The following is a 14,308-nucleotide window of genomic DNA, read 5'->3' as shown; positions in this document are numbered from 1 at the left end:
CAGTTCCGGTACCACGAAAACCTCATGCCAAGCGGGCTGCAGCGCCCTACTCGGCGTAAATCATCTTCCGGCTCATGCCGCCATCGACCACGAATTCCTGGCCGGTGACAAAACCCGCGCCCTTGGACAACAGCCATGCCACCATTGCCGCCACATCCTCGACCGTGCCGACCCGGCCCACCGGGTGCTGGGCATGGTCGCTCTCGCTCAACGGCTCGGCCCGACGCTGCGCCGGGTCACGAGCATCGATCCACCCCGGGCTGACCACGTTCACCCGGATCTCCGGCCCGAGGCTCATCGCCAGCGCATGGGTCAATGCCAGCAGGCCACCCTTGCTCGCCGCATACGCCTCGGTATCCGGCTCCGACTGCGTGGCCCGGGTCGAGGCGATATTGACGATGGCCCCGCAATGGGCGCGCAGATACGGCGCACAATGCTTGGCCAGCAGCATCGGCCCGCTGAGGTTGACCGCCAGCACCCGATTCCAGTGCGCCAGGTCGAGGCTTTCGAGGGTGATGTTGTGCGGATCGGCAATCGCCGCGTTACAGACCAGCGCATCGAGCCGGCCGAAGCGCCCGAGCACCTCGGCCACGCCCCGGGCCACTTGCGCCTCGTCGGAGACGTCCATGGCGATGAAGCAGGCGTTCTCGCCAAACACCTCGGCCACCTTGCCACCGCGCACCGGATCCAGGTCCGCCAGCACCACCTGCCAGCCCTCGCTGATCAGCCAGGCCGCGATGCCCAGGCCGATGCCCCGCGCCGCGCCGGTCACCAGCGCGACGCGGCCGTTGTTGCCAACGCCCACCTCGAAACCCAACTCGATCACAGTGCAGCCAGGCCGCGCGCCAGGTCGGCCTGCAGGTCAGCCACGTCTTCCAGGCCGACCGCAACGCGGATCAGGCTGTCGCGGATCCCCGCCGCTTCTCGCTCCTGCGGCGACAGACGGCCGTGGGAAGTGGTGCTCGGGTGGGTGATGGTGGTCTTGCTGTCACCCAGGTTGGCGGTGATCGAGATCATCCGGGTGGCGTCGATGAAGCGCCAGGCGCCCTCCTTGCCCCCCTTGACCTCGAAGCTCACCACCCCGCCGAAACCACGCTGCTGGCGCTGGGCCAGTTCGTGCTGCGGATGGCTCTTGAGGCCGGCGTAATGGACTTTCTCGATGCCGTCCTGCTGCTCCAGCCATTCGGCCAGGGCCAGGGCATTGGCACAGTGGGCACGCATGCGCAGGTTGAGGGTTTCCAGGCTCTTGAGGAAGATCCAGGCGTTGAACGGACTGAGGCTCGGGCCAGCGGTGCGCAGGAAGCCGACGACTTCCTTCATCTGCTCGTTACGACCGCAGACCACGCCCCCCATGCAACGGCCCTGGCCGTCGATGTACTTGGTCGCCGAATGCACCACCACATCCGCCCCCAGCTTCAGCGGCTGCTGTACCGCTGGCGTGCAGAAGCAGTTGTCGACCACCAGCAGCGCGCCCTTGGCGTGGGCGATTTCCGCCAGGGCGGCGATGTCCACCAGCTCGGCCAGCGGGTTCGACGGCGATTCGACGAACAGCAGCCTGGTGTTGGGCCTGATCGCCGCATCCCAGCCGGACAGTTCCGCCAGCGGCACGTAGTCGACCTCCACGCCAAAGCGCTTGAAGTACTTCTCGAACAGGCTGATGGTGGAACCGAACACGCTGCGCGACACCAGCACATGGTCGCCGGCGCTGCACAGGCTCATGACCACGGCCATGATCGCCGACATGCCGGTCGAGGTCGCCACGGCCTGCTCGGCACCTTCCAGCGCGGCAATGCGCTCTTCGAAGGCACGTACGGTCGGGTTGGTGTAGCGCGAATAGACGTTACCCGGCACATCGCCGGCAAAGCGCGCGGCCGCGTCGGCGGCGGTGCGGAAAACGTAGCTGGAGGTGAAGAACAGCGGATCGCTGTGCTCACTCTCCGGGGTACGGTGTTGACCGGCACGGACGGCCAGGGTGTCGAAGGCTACGCCGTCGAGATCGCTGTCCAGCCGACCGGCATCCCATTCCTGACTCATGCTGCCACTCCTTGCTCTCAATCTTTGGAAGATACGGAACCGGCCCCTGGAGAGACGCATATGACTGTAGGAGCAGGGCTTGCCCGCGAAGAGGCCGCCCAAGGCCGCCAAAAGCTTCGCGGGCAAGCCGCGCTCCTACAGGGATCGCGGCCTGGAACGCGGCATACCAGACGCCGCGCCACAGGGCCGGGTTCCAATCAGTTGTTGTACAGATCGATAATCGCGCTGACCGCCTGGGTCTTGGCCTTGGCCGCGTCGTTGCGCGCCTGCTCGATCCGGTTCAGGTAGTGCTCGTCGATATCGCCGGTGACGTACTTGCCGTCGAATACCGCGCAGTCGAACTGTTCGATCTTGATCTTGCCACCGCCCACGGCTTCGATCAGGTCCGGCAGGTCCTGATAGACCAGCCAGTCGGCACCGATGAGGTCGGCAACGTCCTGGGTGGTACGGTTGTGGGCGATCAGTTCGTGGGCACTCGGCATGTCGATGCCGTAGACGTTGGGGTAACGCACAGCCGGGGCCGCCGAGCAGAAGTAGACGTTCTTCGCCCCGGCTTCACGGGCCATCTGGATGATCTGCTTGCAGGTGGTGCCGCGAACGATGGAGTCGTCCACCAGCATCACGTTCTTGCCGCGGAATTCCAGCTCGATGGCGTTGAGCTTCTGCCGTACGGATTTCTTGCGCGCCGCCTGGCCCGGCATGATGAAGGTCCGGCCGATATAGCGGTTCTTCACGAAACCTTCGCGGAATTTCACGCCCAGGTGGTTCGCCAGCTCCAGGGCCGCGGTACGGCTGGTGTCCGGAATCGGGATGACCACGTCGATGCCATGGTCGGGACGCTCGCGCAGGATCTTCTCGGCCAGCTTCTCGCCCATGCGCAGGCGCGCCTTGTACACCGACACACCGTCGATGATCGAGTCCGGACGCGCCAGGTAGACGTGTTCGAAGATGCACGGGGTCAGGCTCGGGTTGGTCGCGCACTGACGGGTGTGCAACTTGCCGTCTTCGGTGATGTAGACCGCTTCGCCCGGAGCCAGGTCACGGATGAGGGTGAAGCCGAGCACGTCCAGGGACACGCTCTCGGAGGCGATCATGTACTCGACGCCTTCATCGGTGTGACGCTGGCCGAACACGATCGGACGAATGCCATGGGGGTCGCGGAAGCCGACGATACCGTAGCCGGTGATCATCGCCACCACCGCGTAGCCGCCGACGCAACGGTTGTGCACGTCGGTCACTGCGGCGAACACGTCTTCCTCGGTCGGCTGCAGCTTGCCGCGCAGGGCCAGCTCGTGGGCGAACACGTTGAGCAGCACTTCCGAGTCGGAGTTGGTGTTGACGTGACGCAGGTCGGACTCGTAGATCTCCTTGGCCAACTGTTCGACGTTGGTCAGGTTGCCGTTGTGCGCCAGGGTGATGCCGTAAGGCGAGTTGACGTAGAACGGCTGGGCCTCAGCCGAAGTCGAGCTGCCGGCAGTCGGGTAGCGCACATGGCCGATGCCCATGTGGCCCACCAGGCGCTGCATATGGCGCTGCTGGAATACGTCACGGACCAGTCCGTTGTCCTTGCGCAGGAATAACCGGCCGTCATGGCTGGTCACGATACCGGCAGCGTCCTGGCCGCGGTGCTGGAGCACGGTTAGCGCGTCATACAGCGCCTGATTGACGTTCGACTTACCGACGATACCGACGATGCCACACATGCGACGCAACCCCTACTTAATGAATCTGAACTGAACGACTCTTACTGGGCGGGTTTGCCCGGCAAGAGATGCTCCTTGAACGGAATATCAGCGGGTACGCTGATTCCGCTGGCCAGCCACTGACTGCTCCACCCCAATATGAGGTTCTTTGACCAATCTGCAACCATTAAAAATTGTGGCACGAGCCGGGACTCCTGCCACCACGGATCCTGCTGTACCGGCCCGAGGCTGAGCAGCCCGACCGCGACGACCACCAGCAGCGCGCCACGCGCGGCGCCGAAGGCCATGCCGAGAAAGCGATCTGTCCCGGACAGGCCGGTGACGCGAATCAACTCGCCGATAAGGTAATTGATCATGGCGCCGACCAGCAGGGTCGCGACGAACATGATTGCACAGCCAGCGATCACGCGAGCCGAAGGTGTCTGGATGTAGTCGGTGAGGTACACGGACAGCGAGCCACCGAACATCCAGGCGACCACACCGGCGATGATCCAGGTGAGCAAGGACAAGGCTTCCTTGACGAAGCCGCGACTCAAGCTGATCAAAGCAGAAACGACGATTACCGCGATAATCGCCCAGTCAACCCAGGTAAATGGCACAGTGCAGCCTACAGACGGATAAGGCGGCGCATTTTAGCAGAGCGCCGCCTTGCTGGTAAGGCAGTTGTTCGGTGGATTTCGTACAACCCGGCGCTTAACCGCGCTCGGGCTGGAAACGAACGACAAAACCCTTCAGGTTCTGCTGGCGACCGAGCAGGTCGCGCAGGCGATCAGCCTCCGCACGCTCGATCAGGGGACCGACGAAGACCCGGTTCTTGCCATCGGCGGAACGGATATAGGCGTTGTAGCCCTGGCTGCGCAAGCTCTTCTGCAGGCTCTCGGCACCCTCCCGGCTCGACAGGCTGGCCAGTTGTACCGACCAACTGATCGGCAGACCGTTGGGGTCGACGCGATTCTGCGTGGTATCGAGCTTCGCCGGAGCCTGCGCCACCACCTGGGCCGGCGTCTGCGCGGGCACCGCGGCGGGCTTGGCCGCCGAAGCAGGCACGGACGCCGGGGTCGCCGGCTTGGTCGCCGCAACCGGAGCCCCCGGCTTGGTCGCAGGGACAACTGGAGCGACCGGCGTCGCAGTGGCCGGCTTGGCCGCAGGCGCTGCCGGAGCAGCCACTACCTCATCATCCTCTGGCGGCAAGGGGTCCTGGGGCAGGTTTTGCGGCTCCGGCACGGCCACCGGCTCGACATGCACCTGGGGCACCACGGGGGCCTGTGGCGCCGCTGGCGGGTCGACACGCACCTGGCGCTGTTCATCCTGACGGGAAAACAGCATCGGCAGAAAGATCACCGCCAGCGCCACCAATACCAGCGCGCCGACCATCCGCTGCTTGTACGCCCTATCCAGCAATGCCATCTGCAGCTTCCTCCGTGGCGCGCCGGGCCAGCCATTCCAGCGCCTCGGCTACGCAAAAGAACGATCCGAACAACAGAATCTCATCATCGACCGCGGCCTGGGCACACTGCCCTTCCAGCGCCGTGGCCACGCTTTCGTACACCGTCACCGCCGCGCCGCGGGCCTGCAAGGCAACCTGCAGGTCCGCAGCCGGGCGGCTGCGCGGCGACTGCAGCGGCGTGACCGCCCAATGCTGCACATGGCCATCCAACTGCGCCACCACGCCGTCGAGATCCTTGTCCGCCAGCAGGCCGAACACCGCCAGGCGTCGCCCGGCCAGCGGCTGGCGTGCCAGACGCTGGGCCAGGTACTCGGCGGCATGCGGGTTATGCCCGACATCCAGCATCAGCCTGACCTGCCTACCCTGCCAGTTGACGGTCCGCCGGTCCAGTCGACCCACGATCCGCGTCGCCTGCAGGGCGGCAACGATGCGCTCGGGCTGCCAGGGCAACCCCATCAGCGCATAGGCCTGGAGTGCCAATGCGGCATTCTCCATCGGCAGGTCCAGCAACGGCAGGTCGTGCAGTTCCAGCGGCTGGCCCTGGCCGTCGACACCGCGCCACTGCCAATGGCGGTCGGTGGACGCGAGGTCGAAATCGCGGCCGCGCAGCAACAGCGGGCTGTTCAGCTCACGCGCCTTGTCCAGCAGCGGCTGGGGCGGATTCAGGTCACCGCACAGCGCCGGCCGGCCCGCACGGAAGATCCCGGCCTTCTCGTAGGCCACCGACTCGCGGGTGTTGCCCAGGTACTCGGCATGATCGACGCCGATACTGGTCACCAGGGCGAAGTCGGCGTCGACCACATTGACCGTATCCAGGCGCCCGCCAAGACCGACTTCCAGCACCACGGCATCCAGCTGTTCACGCTCGAACAGCCAGAACGCCGCCAGGGTGCCCATCTCGAAGTAGGTCAGCGAGGTATCGCCACGGCCGGCTTCCAGCGCGACGAAGGCCTCGCACAGCTGGGCATCGCTGGCCTCGACACCGTTGATCTGCACGCGCTCGTTGTAGCGCAGCAGGTGTGGCGAACTGTAGACGCCGACCTTGAGACCTTGCGCCATCAACAGCGAGGCGACGAAGGCGCAGGTCGAGCCCTTGCCGTTGGTGCCCGTAACGGTCACTACCCGGGGCGCCGGCTTGCCCAGCCCCATGCGGTTCGCTACCTCTTGCGAGCGCTCCAACCCCATGTCGATGGCCGATGGATGCAGTTGCTCCAGGTAGGCGAGCCAGTCGCCCAGGGTACGTTCGGTCATACTTTTGCCGGTGCCGGTGGAACAACGACAGGCTCGACAGGTGCCGCCACGTACACAGGCGTCGGCAGGCCCATCATCTGCGCCAGCAGGCTACCCAGGCGCGGACGCAGCTCCTGGCGTGGGATGATCATGTCGATGGCACCGTGTTCCAGCAGGAACTCGCTGCGCTGGAAGCCTTCCGGCAGTTTTTCCCGTACGGTCTGCTCGATCACGCGCGGGCCGGCGAAACCGATCAGCGCCTTCGGCTCACCGACGATCACATCGCCGAGCATCGCCAGGCTGGCGGAAACCCCACCGTAGACCGGGTCGGTCAGCACGGAGATGAACGGCAGGCCTTCTTCGCGCAGGCGTGCCAGCACGGCCGAGGTCTTGGCCATCTGCATCAGCGAGATCAGCGCTTCCTGCATCCGCGCACCGCCGGAAGCCGAGAAGCAGACCATCGGGCAACGTTTTTCCAGGGCGTAGTTGGCCGCACGAACGAAGCGCTCGCCGACGATGGCGCCCATGGAGCCACCCATGAACGAGAATTCGAACGCCGATACCACGATCGGCATGCCCAGCAGGGTACCGCTCATCGAGACCAGGGCGTCTTTTTCGCCGGTCTGCTTCTGTGCCGCGCTCAGGCGGTCCTTGTACTTCTTGCCATCGCGGAACTTCAGGCGGTCGACCGGCTCCAGGTCAGCCCCAGCTCGACGCGGCCTTCGGCGTCCAGGAAGATATCGATGCGGGCGCGGGCGCCAATACGCATGTGGTGGTTGCACTTGGGGCAGACGTCCAGGGTCTTTTCCAGCTCCGGACGATAGAGCACCGCGTCGCACGACGGGCACTTGTGCCACAGGCCCTCGGGCACCGAGCTCTTCTTCACCTCGGAACGCATGATCGAAGGGATCAGTTTGTCTACTAACCAGTTGCTCATGCTTTCTTTCTCCAATTCGTTTTCGGCCCGTCGGACAACCGGGCCCGCCTGTTTTCTGTGGCGGTAAGCATGGACGGCGGCAGATTGCCGCCCGTCACATCGGCAATCAACTGGCGCGCACCGCCTGGATGAATGCCTTGATCTTCGCGGGGTCCTTGATGCCCTTGCTCTGCTCGACCCCGCCGCTGGTATCCACGGCATACGGCTTGACCTGGGCAATGGCCTGCGCCACGTTGTCCGCAGTCAGGCCACCGGCCAGGATGATCGGCTTGCTCAGGCCCTGCGGCACCAGAGACCAGTCGAAGGCCTCGCCGGTTCCACCCGGCACGCCTTCGACATAGGTGTCGAGCAGGATGCCGCTGGCACCGGGATACGCCCGGCAGGCCGCAGCGATGTCGTCACCGGCCTTGACCCGCAGCGCCTTGATGTACGGCCGGTTGAAGCCCTCGCACTGCGCGCCGGTCTCATCGCCATGGAACTGCAACAGGTCCAGCGGCACCGCATCGAGAATCTCGCCCAGCTCGCAACGACTGGCGTTGACGAACAGGCCCACGGTGGTGACGAACGGCGGCAGTGCGGCAATGATCGCCCGCGCCTGTTGGAACGTCACCGCCCGCGGGCTCTTGGCATAGAACACGAAACCGATGGCATCGGCTCCGGCCTCGACCGCGGCCAACGCATCTTCAATGCGGGTGATTCCGCAAATTTTGCTGCGAACGGCGGACATGTCGTCAGAACCCCAAGGTTTTCCGGATAAAGGCCCGGATGGTAGCAAATGCTTTTCCAGGCGTCAGCCGGCAAGCTCCGAGAAACCGGTGAGGAAGTGTGGCCCGATATAACGTTCGGGCAACTCGAACTCGTCGCGGTACTCCACCTGCACCAGGTACAACCCGAACGGATGCGCCGTCACCCCACCCGTACGACGGATGCGACTCTCCAGCACCTCACGCGCCCATTCGACCGGGCGCTCACCGGCACCGATGGTCATCAGCACCCCGGCGATATTGCGCACCATGTGGTGCAGGAAGGCGCCGGCACGGATGTCGATGACGATCATCTTGCCGTGCCGGGTGACCCGCAGGTGGTGCACTTCCTTGATCGGCGACTTGGCCTGGCATTGCCCGGCGCGGAAGGCGCTGAAATCGTGGGTACCGACCAGGTAGCGTGCGGCCTCGGCCATGCGCTGCTCATCCAGCGGCCGATGGTTCCAGGTGATTTCCTCATTGAGGTGCGCCGGACGGATCTGGTCGTTGTAGATCACGTAGCGGTAGCGCCGGGCGATGGCCTTGAAGCGGGCATGGAAATGCGCCGGCATGACCTTGGCCCAGGTGACACTGATGTCATGGGGCAGATTGATATTGGCGCCCATGGTCCAGGCCTTCATCGAACGCTCGGCGCGGGTATCGAAATGCACCACCTGCCCGCACGCATGCACACCGGCGTCGGTGCGCCCGGCGCACATCAGCGAGACCGGCGAGTCCGCCACCTTCGACAGCGCATCCTCCAGGGTTTCCTGGACCGACAGCACGCCCGAGGCCTGGCGCTGCCAGCCACGGTAGCGCGAGCCTTTGTATTCCACTCCCAGGGCGATGCGGAAAAAGCCTTCGGCCGCCATTTCGGCAGCCGGGTTATCTATATTTGCCAAGAACTTGCAGCCTGATGATTAACGCAAAGGCGTGCATTATAAGGCGCGCGCCCATAACGACAACGGCAGCCCGTGGGCTGCCGCTGTTTTTACCGTTATCGGATCGACTCAAGCCAGGCGCTTGAGCATCTCCCTGGCTTCGCTCTTCTGCGCATCGCTGCCTTCGCTGATGACCTCGGCCAGAATATCGCGGGCGCCATCCTTGTCATCCATGTCGATGTAGGCCTGGGCCAGATCGAGCTTGGTCGCCGCCTCGTCGGTTCCGGCCAGGAAATCGAACTCCGGCTCATCATCCCCCAGGGCGGCGTCCTGCTCGGTAAAGCTCGGCGTCGCCAGCGGCGGCTGCTCCAGGCTCTGGGACAGGCGATCCAGCTCGGCGTTGACATCGTCGAGCTCGTCGGTGAAGGCGTTCGGCCCGGTGTCGGCCAACAACTCGTCAGCCAGCAGATCATCCGCCGCCAGGTCGTCAGTCGCCAGGTCATCGGCCAGCGAAAGATCGAAGTCCGCCGGCAGCCCCAGATCATCCAGCGCGTCGAGGGTCGGCACCTCACCCTCCGGTGCCTTGGGATCATCGGCCAGCCCGAGCAGGAAGTCGTCATCGGCCTGGGCCGCAGCCACCGGTTCGTCACCGCCCAGATCCAGGTCGAAGTCGGAGAGATCGTCCAGACCGCTCAGATCATCCTTGGCTTCGGTCTGCTGCGCCAGTACCGACTCGAAGCTCAGATCGTCGTCGAGCTGCAGGTCATCCAGGCTTTCCTCGACAGCCGGAGCGGCGACTGGCGCCACCGACGGAGAGACGGCCTCCAGGTCATCCAGGCTGAGGTCGAAGTCGTTGTCGAATTCATCCACAACCGGCTCGGGTGCCGCAGCAACCACAGGCTCCGGTGCAGCGACCGGGGCCGGCTCGTCATCCTGCAGCAGCTCCTGGACGAACTGCTCGTCCAGTTCGGCGGCGGCAGCGGCTGCGCCCAGGCCTGCCGCAGCAGCGGCGGCCACGGCCACCATGGCAGGGAAGCGGCTCTTGAGCTGTTCGACCCGAGCCTGGTTATCGCCATTGGCCGGCAGTTGCCGCTCCTGGCGCACGAAGGCATCGCGGTCACCCTGGCGACCGTAGACTTCCATCAGTTTCAGGCGCAGATCGCTGCGCTGCGGCTCGAACTTGACCGCCTCCTCCAGCAGATCGGCGGCCTGGTTCAGATGACCGCGTTCGATGTGCAGCTCAGCCTGACCCAGGACATCGGTCGGACGTTCAGCGACGGGAGCCGGCGCCGGGGCCGGCGCCAACTTTACATTGGGCGCGGGTACCTCCAGGCCCTCGAAGCTGCTTTCCGGCATGTCCAGGTCGGCCGCGAAGTCGGTCTCTTCCGACAACGCCTTGGCCATGCGCTGATGCTTCTCGGCTTCCTGCTGGGCCTTTCGACGACGGACCAGCAACAGCAGGAGCAGCAGCGCCACCAGCACCACGGAACCGGCAATCAGCCCCATCAGGATCGGGCTGGACAGCAGGTCGTCGAGCTTGCGCTCTTCGCTCGGTGCCGGCTGGACCGCTGGCTCGACCGGCTTGGCCGCCTCGGCGGGAGCCGGTGCAGGGGTGGCGACGACCGGAGCGGGCTCAGGCTTGGCCACCAGTTCGGCCGACACCGCCGGCTGGGTCGGCGCAGGTGCCGGAGCGGCAGCGGCGGCCGCCCCTTCGGCCTGCAGCTTGGCCAACTGGTCGTTCTTCAGATCGATGAGGCGCTGCAGCTTGTCCAGCTGGCTCTGCAGGTCTTCCATGCGGCTTTTCAGTTCGGCGTTGTCGCGACGGGTCGCGTCGAGGCTCTCCTGGGTCACCGCCAGCTTGTCGCTCAGGGCCTTGCTATCGCCGGCCGCCCCCTTGCCGCCCTTCTTGCCGTTCTCGGCGGAAACCAGGCTCAGCTTGTCCTTGCGCTCGCCCGCGACAGGCGCGCCCTCCCCGCCCTTGTGCCGGGTGGCGTCGAGCTGCTGCTTGCCAGCGGCATGGCCGGCACGACGTCCCTGGCGCCAGGCGGCGTTCTGCGCGGCCACCTCGGCGATCGCCTTGGACTGCGGCAGCGCAGTGCTTTGTACGGTATCCGGCAGACGCAGCACCTGGCCGGTCTTGAGGCGGTTGATGTTGCCATCGACGAAGGCCCCCGGATTCAACGCCTGGATCGCCAGCATGGTCTGCTGCACGGAAGCGCCATTACGCTCCCTGGCAGCGATTTCCCAGAGGGTATCCTTGGCCCCGGTGGTGTACTGCTTGGCCCGGGTCGGTGCGGTGACCGGCGCGTTCGGCGCGACAGCCGGCTTGGCGGCCTCGCCTGCCGGTGCGTATCTGGATGGATCGAGCAACACGCTGTAGTCGCGCATCAGCCGGCCCTGGGGCCACTGCACCTGGACCAGGAAGCGTACGTAGGCCTCGGACAGCGGCTTGCTGGAGGTCACTCGAACCACGCTGCGACCGTTGGGATTGACGACGGGCGTGAAGGTCAGGTCATTCAGGAAATCCTGGCGGTTGACGCCGGCATCGCTGAACGCCTGGGGAGAAGCCAGGCTGGGCACGATATCGGAAGCGCTGAGACCACCGACATCCTGCAATTCGATTTCCACCAGCAGCGGCTGGTTCAGGGTCGACTTGAGGGTCATCTCCCCAAGCCCGAGGGCATGCGCCATACCGGAAGACAGCGCCGAAGCGGCCGCTATTGCTAACACCAGTTTGCGAACTTGAACCATCAGCCTCTTCCTTTGTTTGTGCGTTCCTCGGCCAGCGAGAAGGTGGTGTAGCTGCCTTGCGGCATGGTGTGCGGCCGTGGAAATACGAGCGCATCACCCTGTTGTCGCCGATGCCCCTGCAAGTGCCCGTGGGGCAGCTCACCTTCAGCAACCAACCTGAGCATAGCGTCAGGCCAGAATCATTCTGCAAATTGTCGCCAAGTATCTTTTACAGCGGGTCTTTTATCAACAGCTCGGCCAGTTGCACGGCGTTCAGCGCGGCGCCCTTGCGCACGTTGTCCGTGGTCAGCCACAGGTTGAGCTGTGCCGGATCATCCACGCCATGACGAACCCGTCCGACATAGACCACATCCTGGCCCACGGCGTCACCGACCGCGGTCGGATAATCGTCGCCATCGACCAGCTCGATACCCTCGGCGGCCTCGAGCGCCGCGTTCACCGCTTGCAGATCGACGTCGGCAGCGGCCTGCAGGGACACACTATAGCTATCGCCAAAAAACACCGGGGCTTGAACGCAAGTGACTGAAATTTTTAGTAAAGGTGCTTGCAGCAGTTCGCGCAACTCGTTGACCAGGCGTTTTTCCAGGGGAACATGGCCCCGGGCATCCGGCTTGCCGACCTGGGCCAGCAGGTTGAAGGCCACCTGACGGTCGAAAACCCGGGGTTCCAGCGGGCGCATGTTCAGCAGTTCGGTGGTCTGCCGGGCCAGCTCGCTGACCGCTTCACGCCCCTGGGTGGACATTGCCAGGCAGGCGGTCAGGCTCACCTGGCGAATCTCCAGCAAACCCTTGAGCGGTGCCAGGGCCACGGCCAGCGCGGCGGCCGAAGCGCTCGGGCTGCCGACCTGCAGCGGCCTGCCCAGGCCCGACAGCACCTCGGCATTGGCTTCCGGCACCACCTGCGGCGCCGGCAAGGCGCCCGACAGGTCGATCACCGTGCAGCCAGCCGCCGTCGCCCGTGGCGCAAAACTGAGGGTGACCGCCGGACCCGCGGCAAAAAACACCAGTCGGGCCTTGGCGAAGTCGAACTCATCGACTTCGCGAACACGCACGTTCTTGCCCCGGAATGGCACCGATTGCCCGGCCGACTCGCTGCTGGCCAGCAGATGCAGGTTGGCCACCGGAAAATCCCGCTCTTCGAGGATCTGCACCAGGGTTTCGCCGACCGTGCCGGTGGCACCGATCACGGCAACATCAAGGGACTGGCTCATGGGATTCTCCTCAGGCAAAACGGGGGGGTGCGCACTTTACCCGTGACCGCGCGGTCAGGCAATTTGCCGGTACCTCTGTAGGAGTGGGCTTGCCCGCGAATACGCCCCTGAAATACCGGAAGCTTCGCGGGCACGCCCGCTCCCACAGGGACCACGCGACCGTGAGCGCACCACAGGAAATAAAAAGCCCGCGGCTCTTGCGAGTCGCGGGCTGTCTTCGAGCCTTCAGCGAATCAACGCTCCAGCAGGATCCGCAGCATGCGGCGCAGCGGTTCGGCAGCACCCCACAGCAGCTGGTCGCCGACGGTGAACGCGCCGAGGAACTGCGAGCCCATGTTCAGCTTGCGCAGACGGCCCACCGGGATGTTCAGGGTACCGGTGACCTTGGTCGGGCTCAGCTCCTGCATGCTGATCTCGCGCTGGTTCGGCACCAGCTTGACCCAGGGGTTGTGCTGGCTGATCAGGCCTTCGATGTCGGCCATCGGCACATCCTTGTTCAGCTTGATGGTCAGCGCCTGACTGTGGCAACGCATGGCGCCGATGCGCACGCAGATGCCGTCCACCGGGATCGGGTTCTTGAAGCGACCGAGGATCTTGTTGGTCTCGGCCTGGGCCTTCCACTCTTCGCGGCTCTGGCCGTTCGGCAGTTCCTTGTCGATCCACGGAATCAGGCTGCCGGCCAGCGGCACACCGAAATTCTCGGTCGGGTAGGCATCGCTGCGCATGGTCTCGGCGACCTTGCGGTCGATGTCGAGGATGGCGCTGGCCGGGTTGGCCAGGTCATCGGCGACCGCCGCGTGGGTCGCGCCCATCTGGCGGATCAGCTCACGCATGTTCTGTGCACCGGCACCGGAAGCGGCCTGATAGGTCATGGCGCTCATCCACTCCACCAGGCCAGCCTCGAACAGGCCGCCCAGGCCCATCAGCATCAGGCTGACGGTGCAGTTGCCGCCGATGAAGTTGCGGGTACCGGTATCCAGTTGCTGGTCGATGACCTTGCGGTTGACCGGGTCGAGGACGATCACCGCGTCATCCTGCATCCGCAGGCTGGACGCGGCATCGATCCAGTAGCCCTGCCAGCCGGCTTCGCGCAGCTTGGGGAAGACCTCGCTGGTGTAGTCGCCACCCTGGCAGGTCAGAATCACGTCGAGGGTTTTCAGCTCTTCAATGCTGTAGGCGTCCTTCAGCGGAGCAATATCCTTGCCCACGGCAGGGCCCTGGCCACCGACATTGGAAGTGGTGAAGAACACCGGCTCAATAAGATCGAAGTCCCGCTCTTCCAGCATCCGCTGCATGAGCACGGAACCGACCATACCGCGCCAACCGATCAGACCTACACGTTTCATCGCAACTACACCTTTTACAAAAGTGG

11 protein-coding genes and 1 pseudogene are annotated in these 14,308 nt (G+C 64.8%); all 12 read right to left on the bottom strand.

Annotated features, from left to right (window positions below; genetic code table 11):
• Window positions 1-46: 46 nt before the first annotated feature.
• Complete coding sequence (locus tag ACZ5KU_RS10175; protein ID WP_192842717.1) at window positions 47-805, bottom strand: SDR family oxidoreductase; 759 nt, start codon at window positions 803-805, stop codon at window positions 47-49.
• Window positions 806-822: 17 nt separating this feature from the next.
• Window positions 823-2,034: an O-succinylhomoserine sulfhydrylase gene (locus tag ACZ5KU_RS10170; RefSeq protein WP_054058660.1), complete on the bottom strand. Its 1,212-nt coding sequence runs from the start codon at window positions 2,032-2,034 to the stop codon at window positions 823-825.
• 197 nt (window positions 2,035-2,231) lie between these two features.
• A complete protein-coding gene (gene purF / locus ACZ5KU_RS10165; RefSeq protein WP_017904424.1) occupies window positions 2,232-3,737 on the bottom strand; it encodes an amidophosphoribosyltransferase in 1,506 nt (501 codons plus the stop codon).
• A 41-nt stretch (window positions 3,738-3,778) separates the two neighbouring features.
• Window positions 3,779-4,336, bottom strand: a complete 558-nt coding sequence (locus ACZ5KU_RS10160; protein ID WP_054058661.1) for a CvpA family protein — start codon at window positions 4,334-4,336, stop codon at window positions 3,779-3,781.
• A gap of 94 nt (window positions 4,337-4,430) precedes the next feature.
• On the bottom strand, window positions 4,431-5,144 hold the full coding sequence (locus tag ACZ5KU_RS10155) for an SPOR domain-containing protein (protein WP_416772604.1): 714 nt from the start codon (window positions 5,142-5,144) through the stop codon (window positions 4,431-4,433).
• Window positions 5,128-6,435, bottom strand: coding sequence for a bifunctional tetrahydrofolate synthase/dihydrofolate synthase (gene folC / locus ACZ5KU_RS10150; RefSeq protein WP_464737088.1), 1,308 nt, complete (start codon window positions 6,433-6,435; stop codon window positions 5,128-5,130). Before folC ends, ACZ5KU_RS10155 begins: the two co-directional genes overlap by 17 nt.
• Window positions 6,432-7,351, bottom strand: a pseudogene (accD, locus tag ACZ5KU_RS10145) (acetyl-CoA carboxylase, carboxyltransferase subunit beta). The gene folC and the pseudogene accD overlap by 4 nt, the downstream one beginning before the upstream one ends.
• A gap of 106 nt (window positions 7,352-7,457) precedes the next feature.
• Window positions 7,458-8,078 (bottom strand): phosphoribosylanthranilate isomerase, encoded by a 621-nt coding sequence (locus ACZ5KU_RS10140; RefSeq protein WP_054058350.1) that lies wholly within the window; start codon window positions 8,076-8,078, stop codon window positions 7,458-7,460.
• Window positions 8,079-8,141: 63 nt separating this feature from the next.
• The gene (gene truA / locus ACZ5KU_RS10135; protein ID WP_054058349.1) at window positions 8,142-8,966 is read right to left on the bottom strand and encodes a tRNA pseudouridine(38-40) synthase TruA; all 825 of its coding nucleotides are present in this window, start codon (window positions 8,964-8,966) and stop codon (window positions 8,142-8,144) included.
• Between the two features lie 138 nt (window positions 8,967-9,104).
• Complete coding sequence (locus ACZ5KU_RS10130) at window positions 9,105-11,726, bottom strand: motility hub landmark protein FimV (protein ID WP_464737087.1); 2,622 nt, start codon at window positions 11,724-11,726, stop codon at window positions 9,105-9,107.
• A gap of 208 nt (window positions 11,727-11,934) precedes the next feature.
• A complete protein-coding gene (locus ACZ5KU_RS10125) occupies window positions 11,935-12,936 on the bottom strand; it encodes an aspartate-semialdehyde dehydrogenase (RefSeq protein WP_054063825.1) in 1,002 nt (333 codons plus the stop codon).
• Window positions 12,937-13,169: 233 nt separating this feature from the next.
• A complete protein-coding gene (asd, locus tag ACZ5KU_RS10120; RefSeq protein ID WP_054059667.1) occupies window positions 13,170-14,282 on the bottom strand; it encodes an aspartate-semialdehyde dehydrogenase in 1,113 nt (370 codons plus the stop codon).
• Window positions 14,283-14,308 lie beyond the last annotated feature (26 nt).

The sequence above is a fragment of the Pseudomonas sp. Tof1 genome (genome assembly GCF_055390395.1).
The sequence above is the reverse complement of the archived record's forward strand: the minus strand, read 5'-3'. Positions and strand labels throughout refer to the sequence as shown.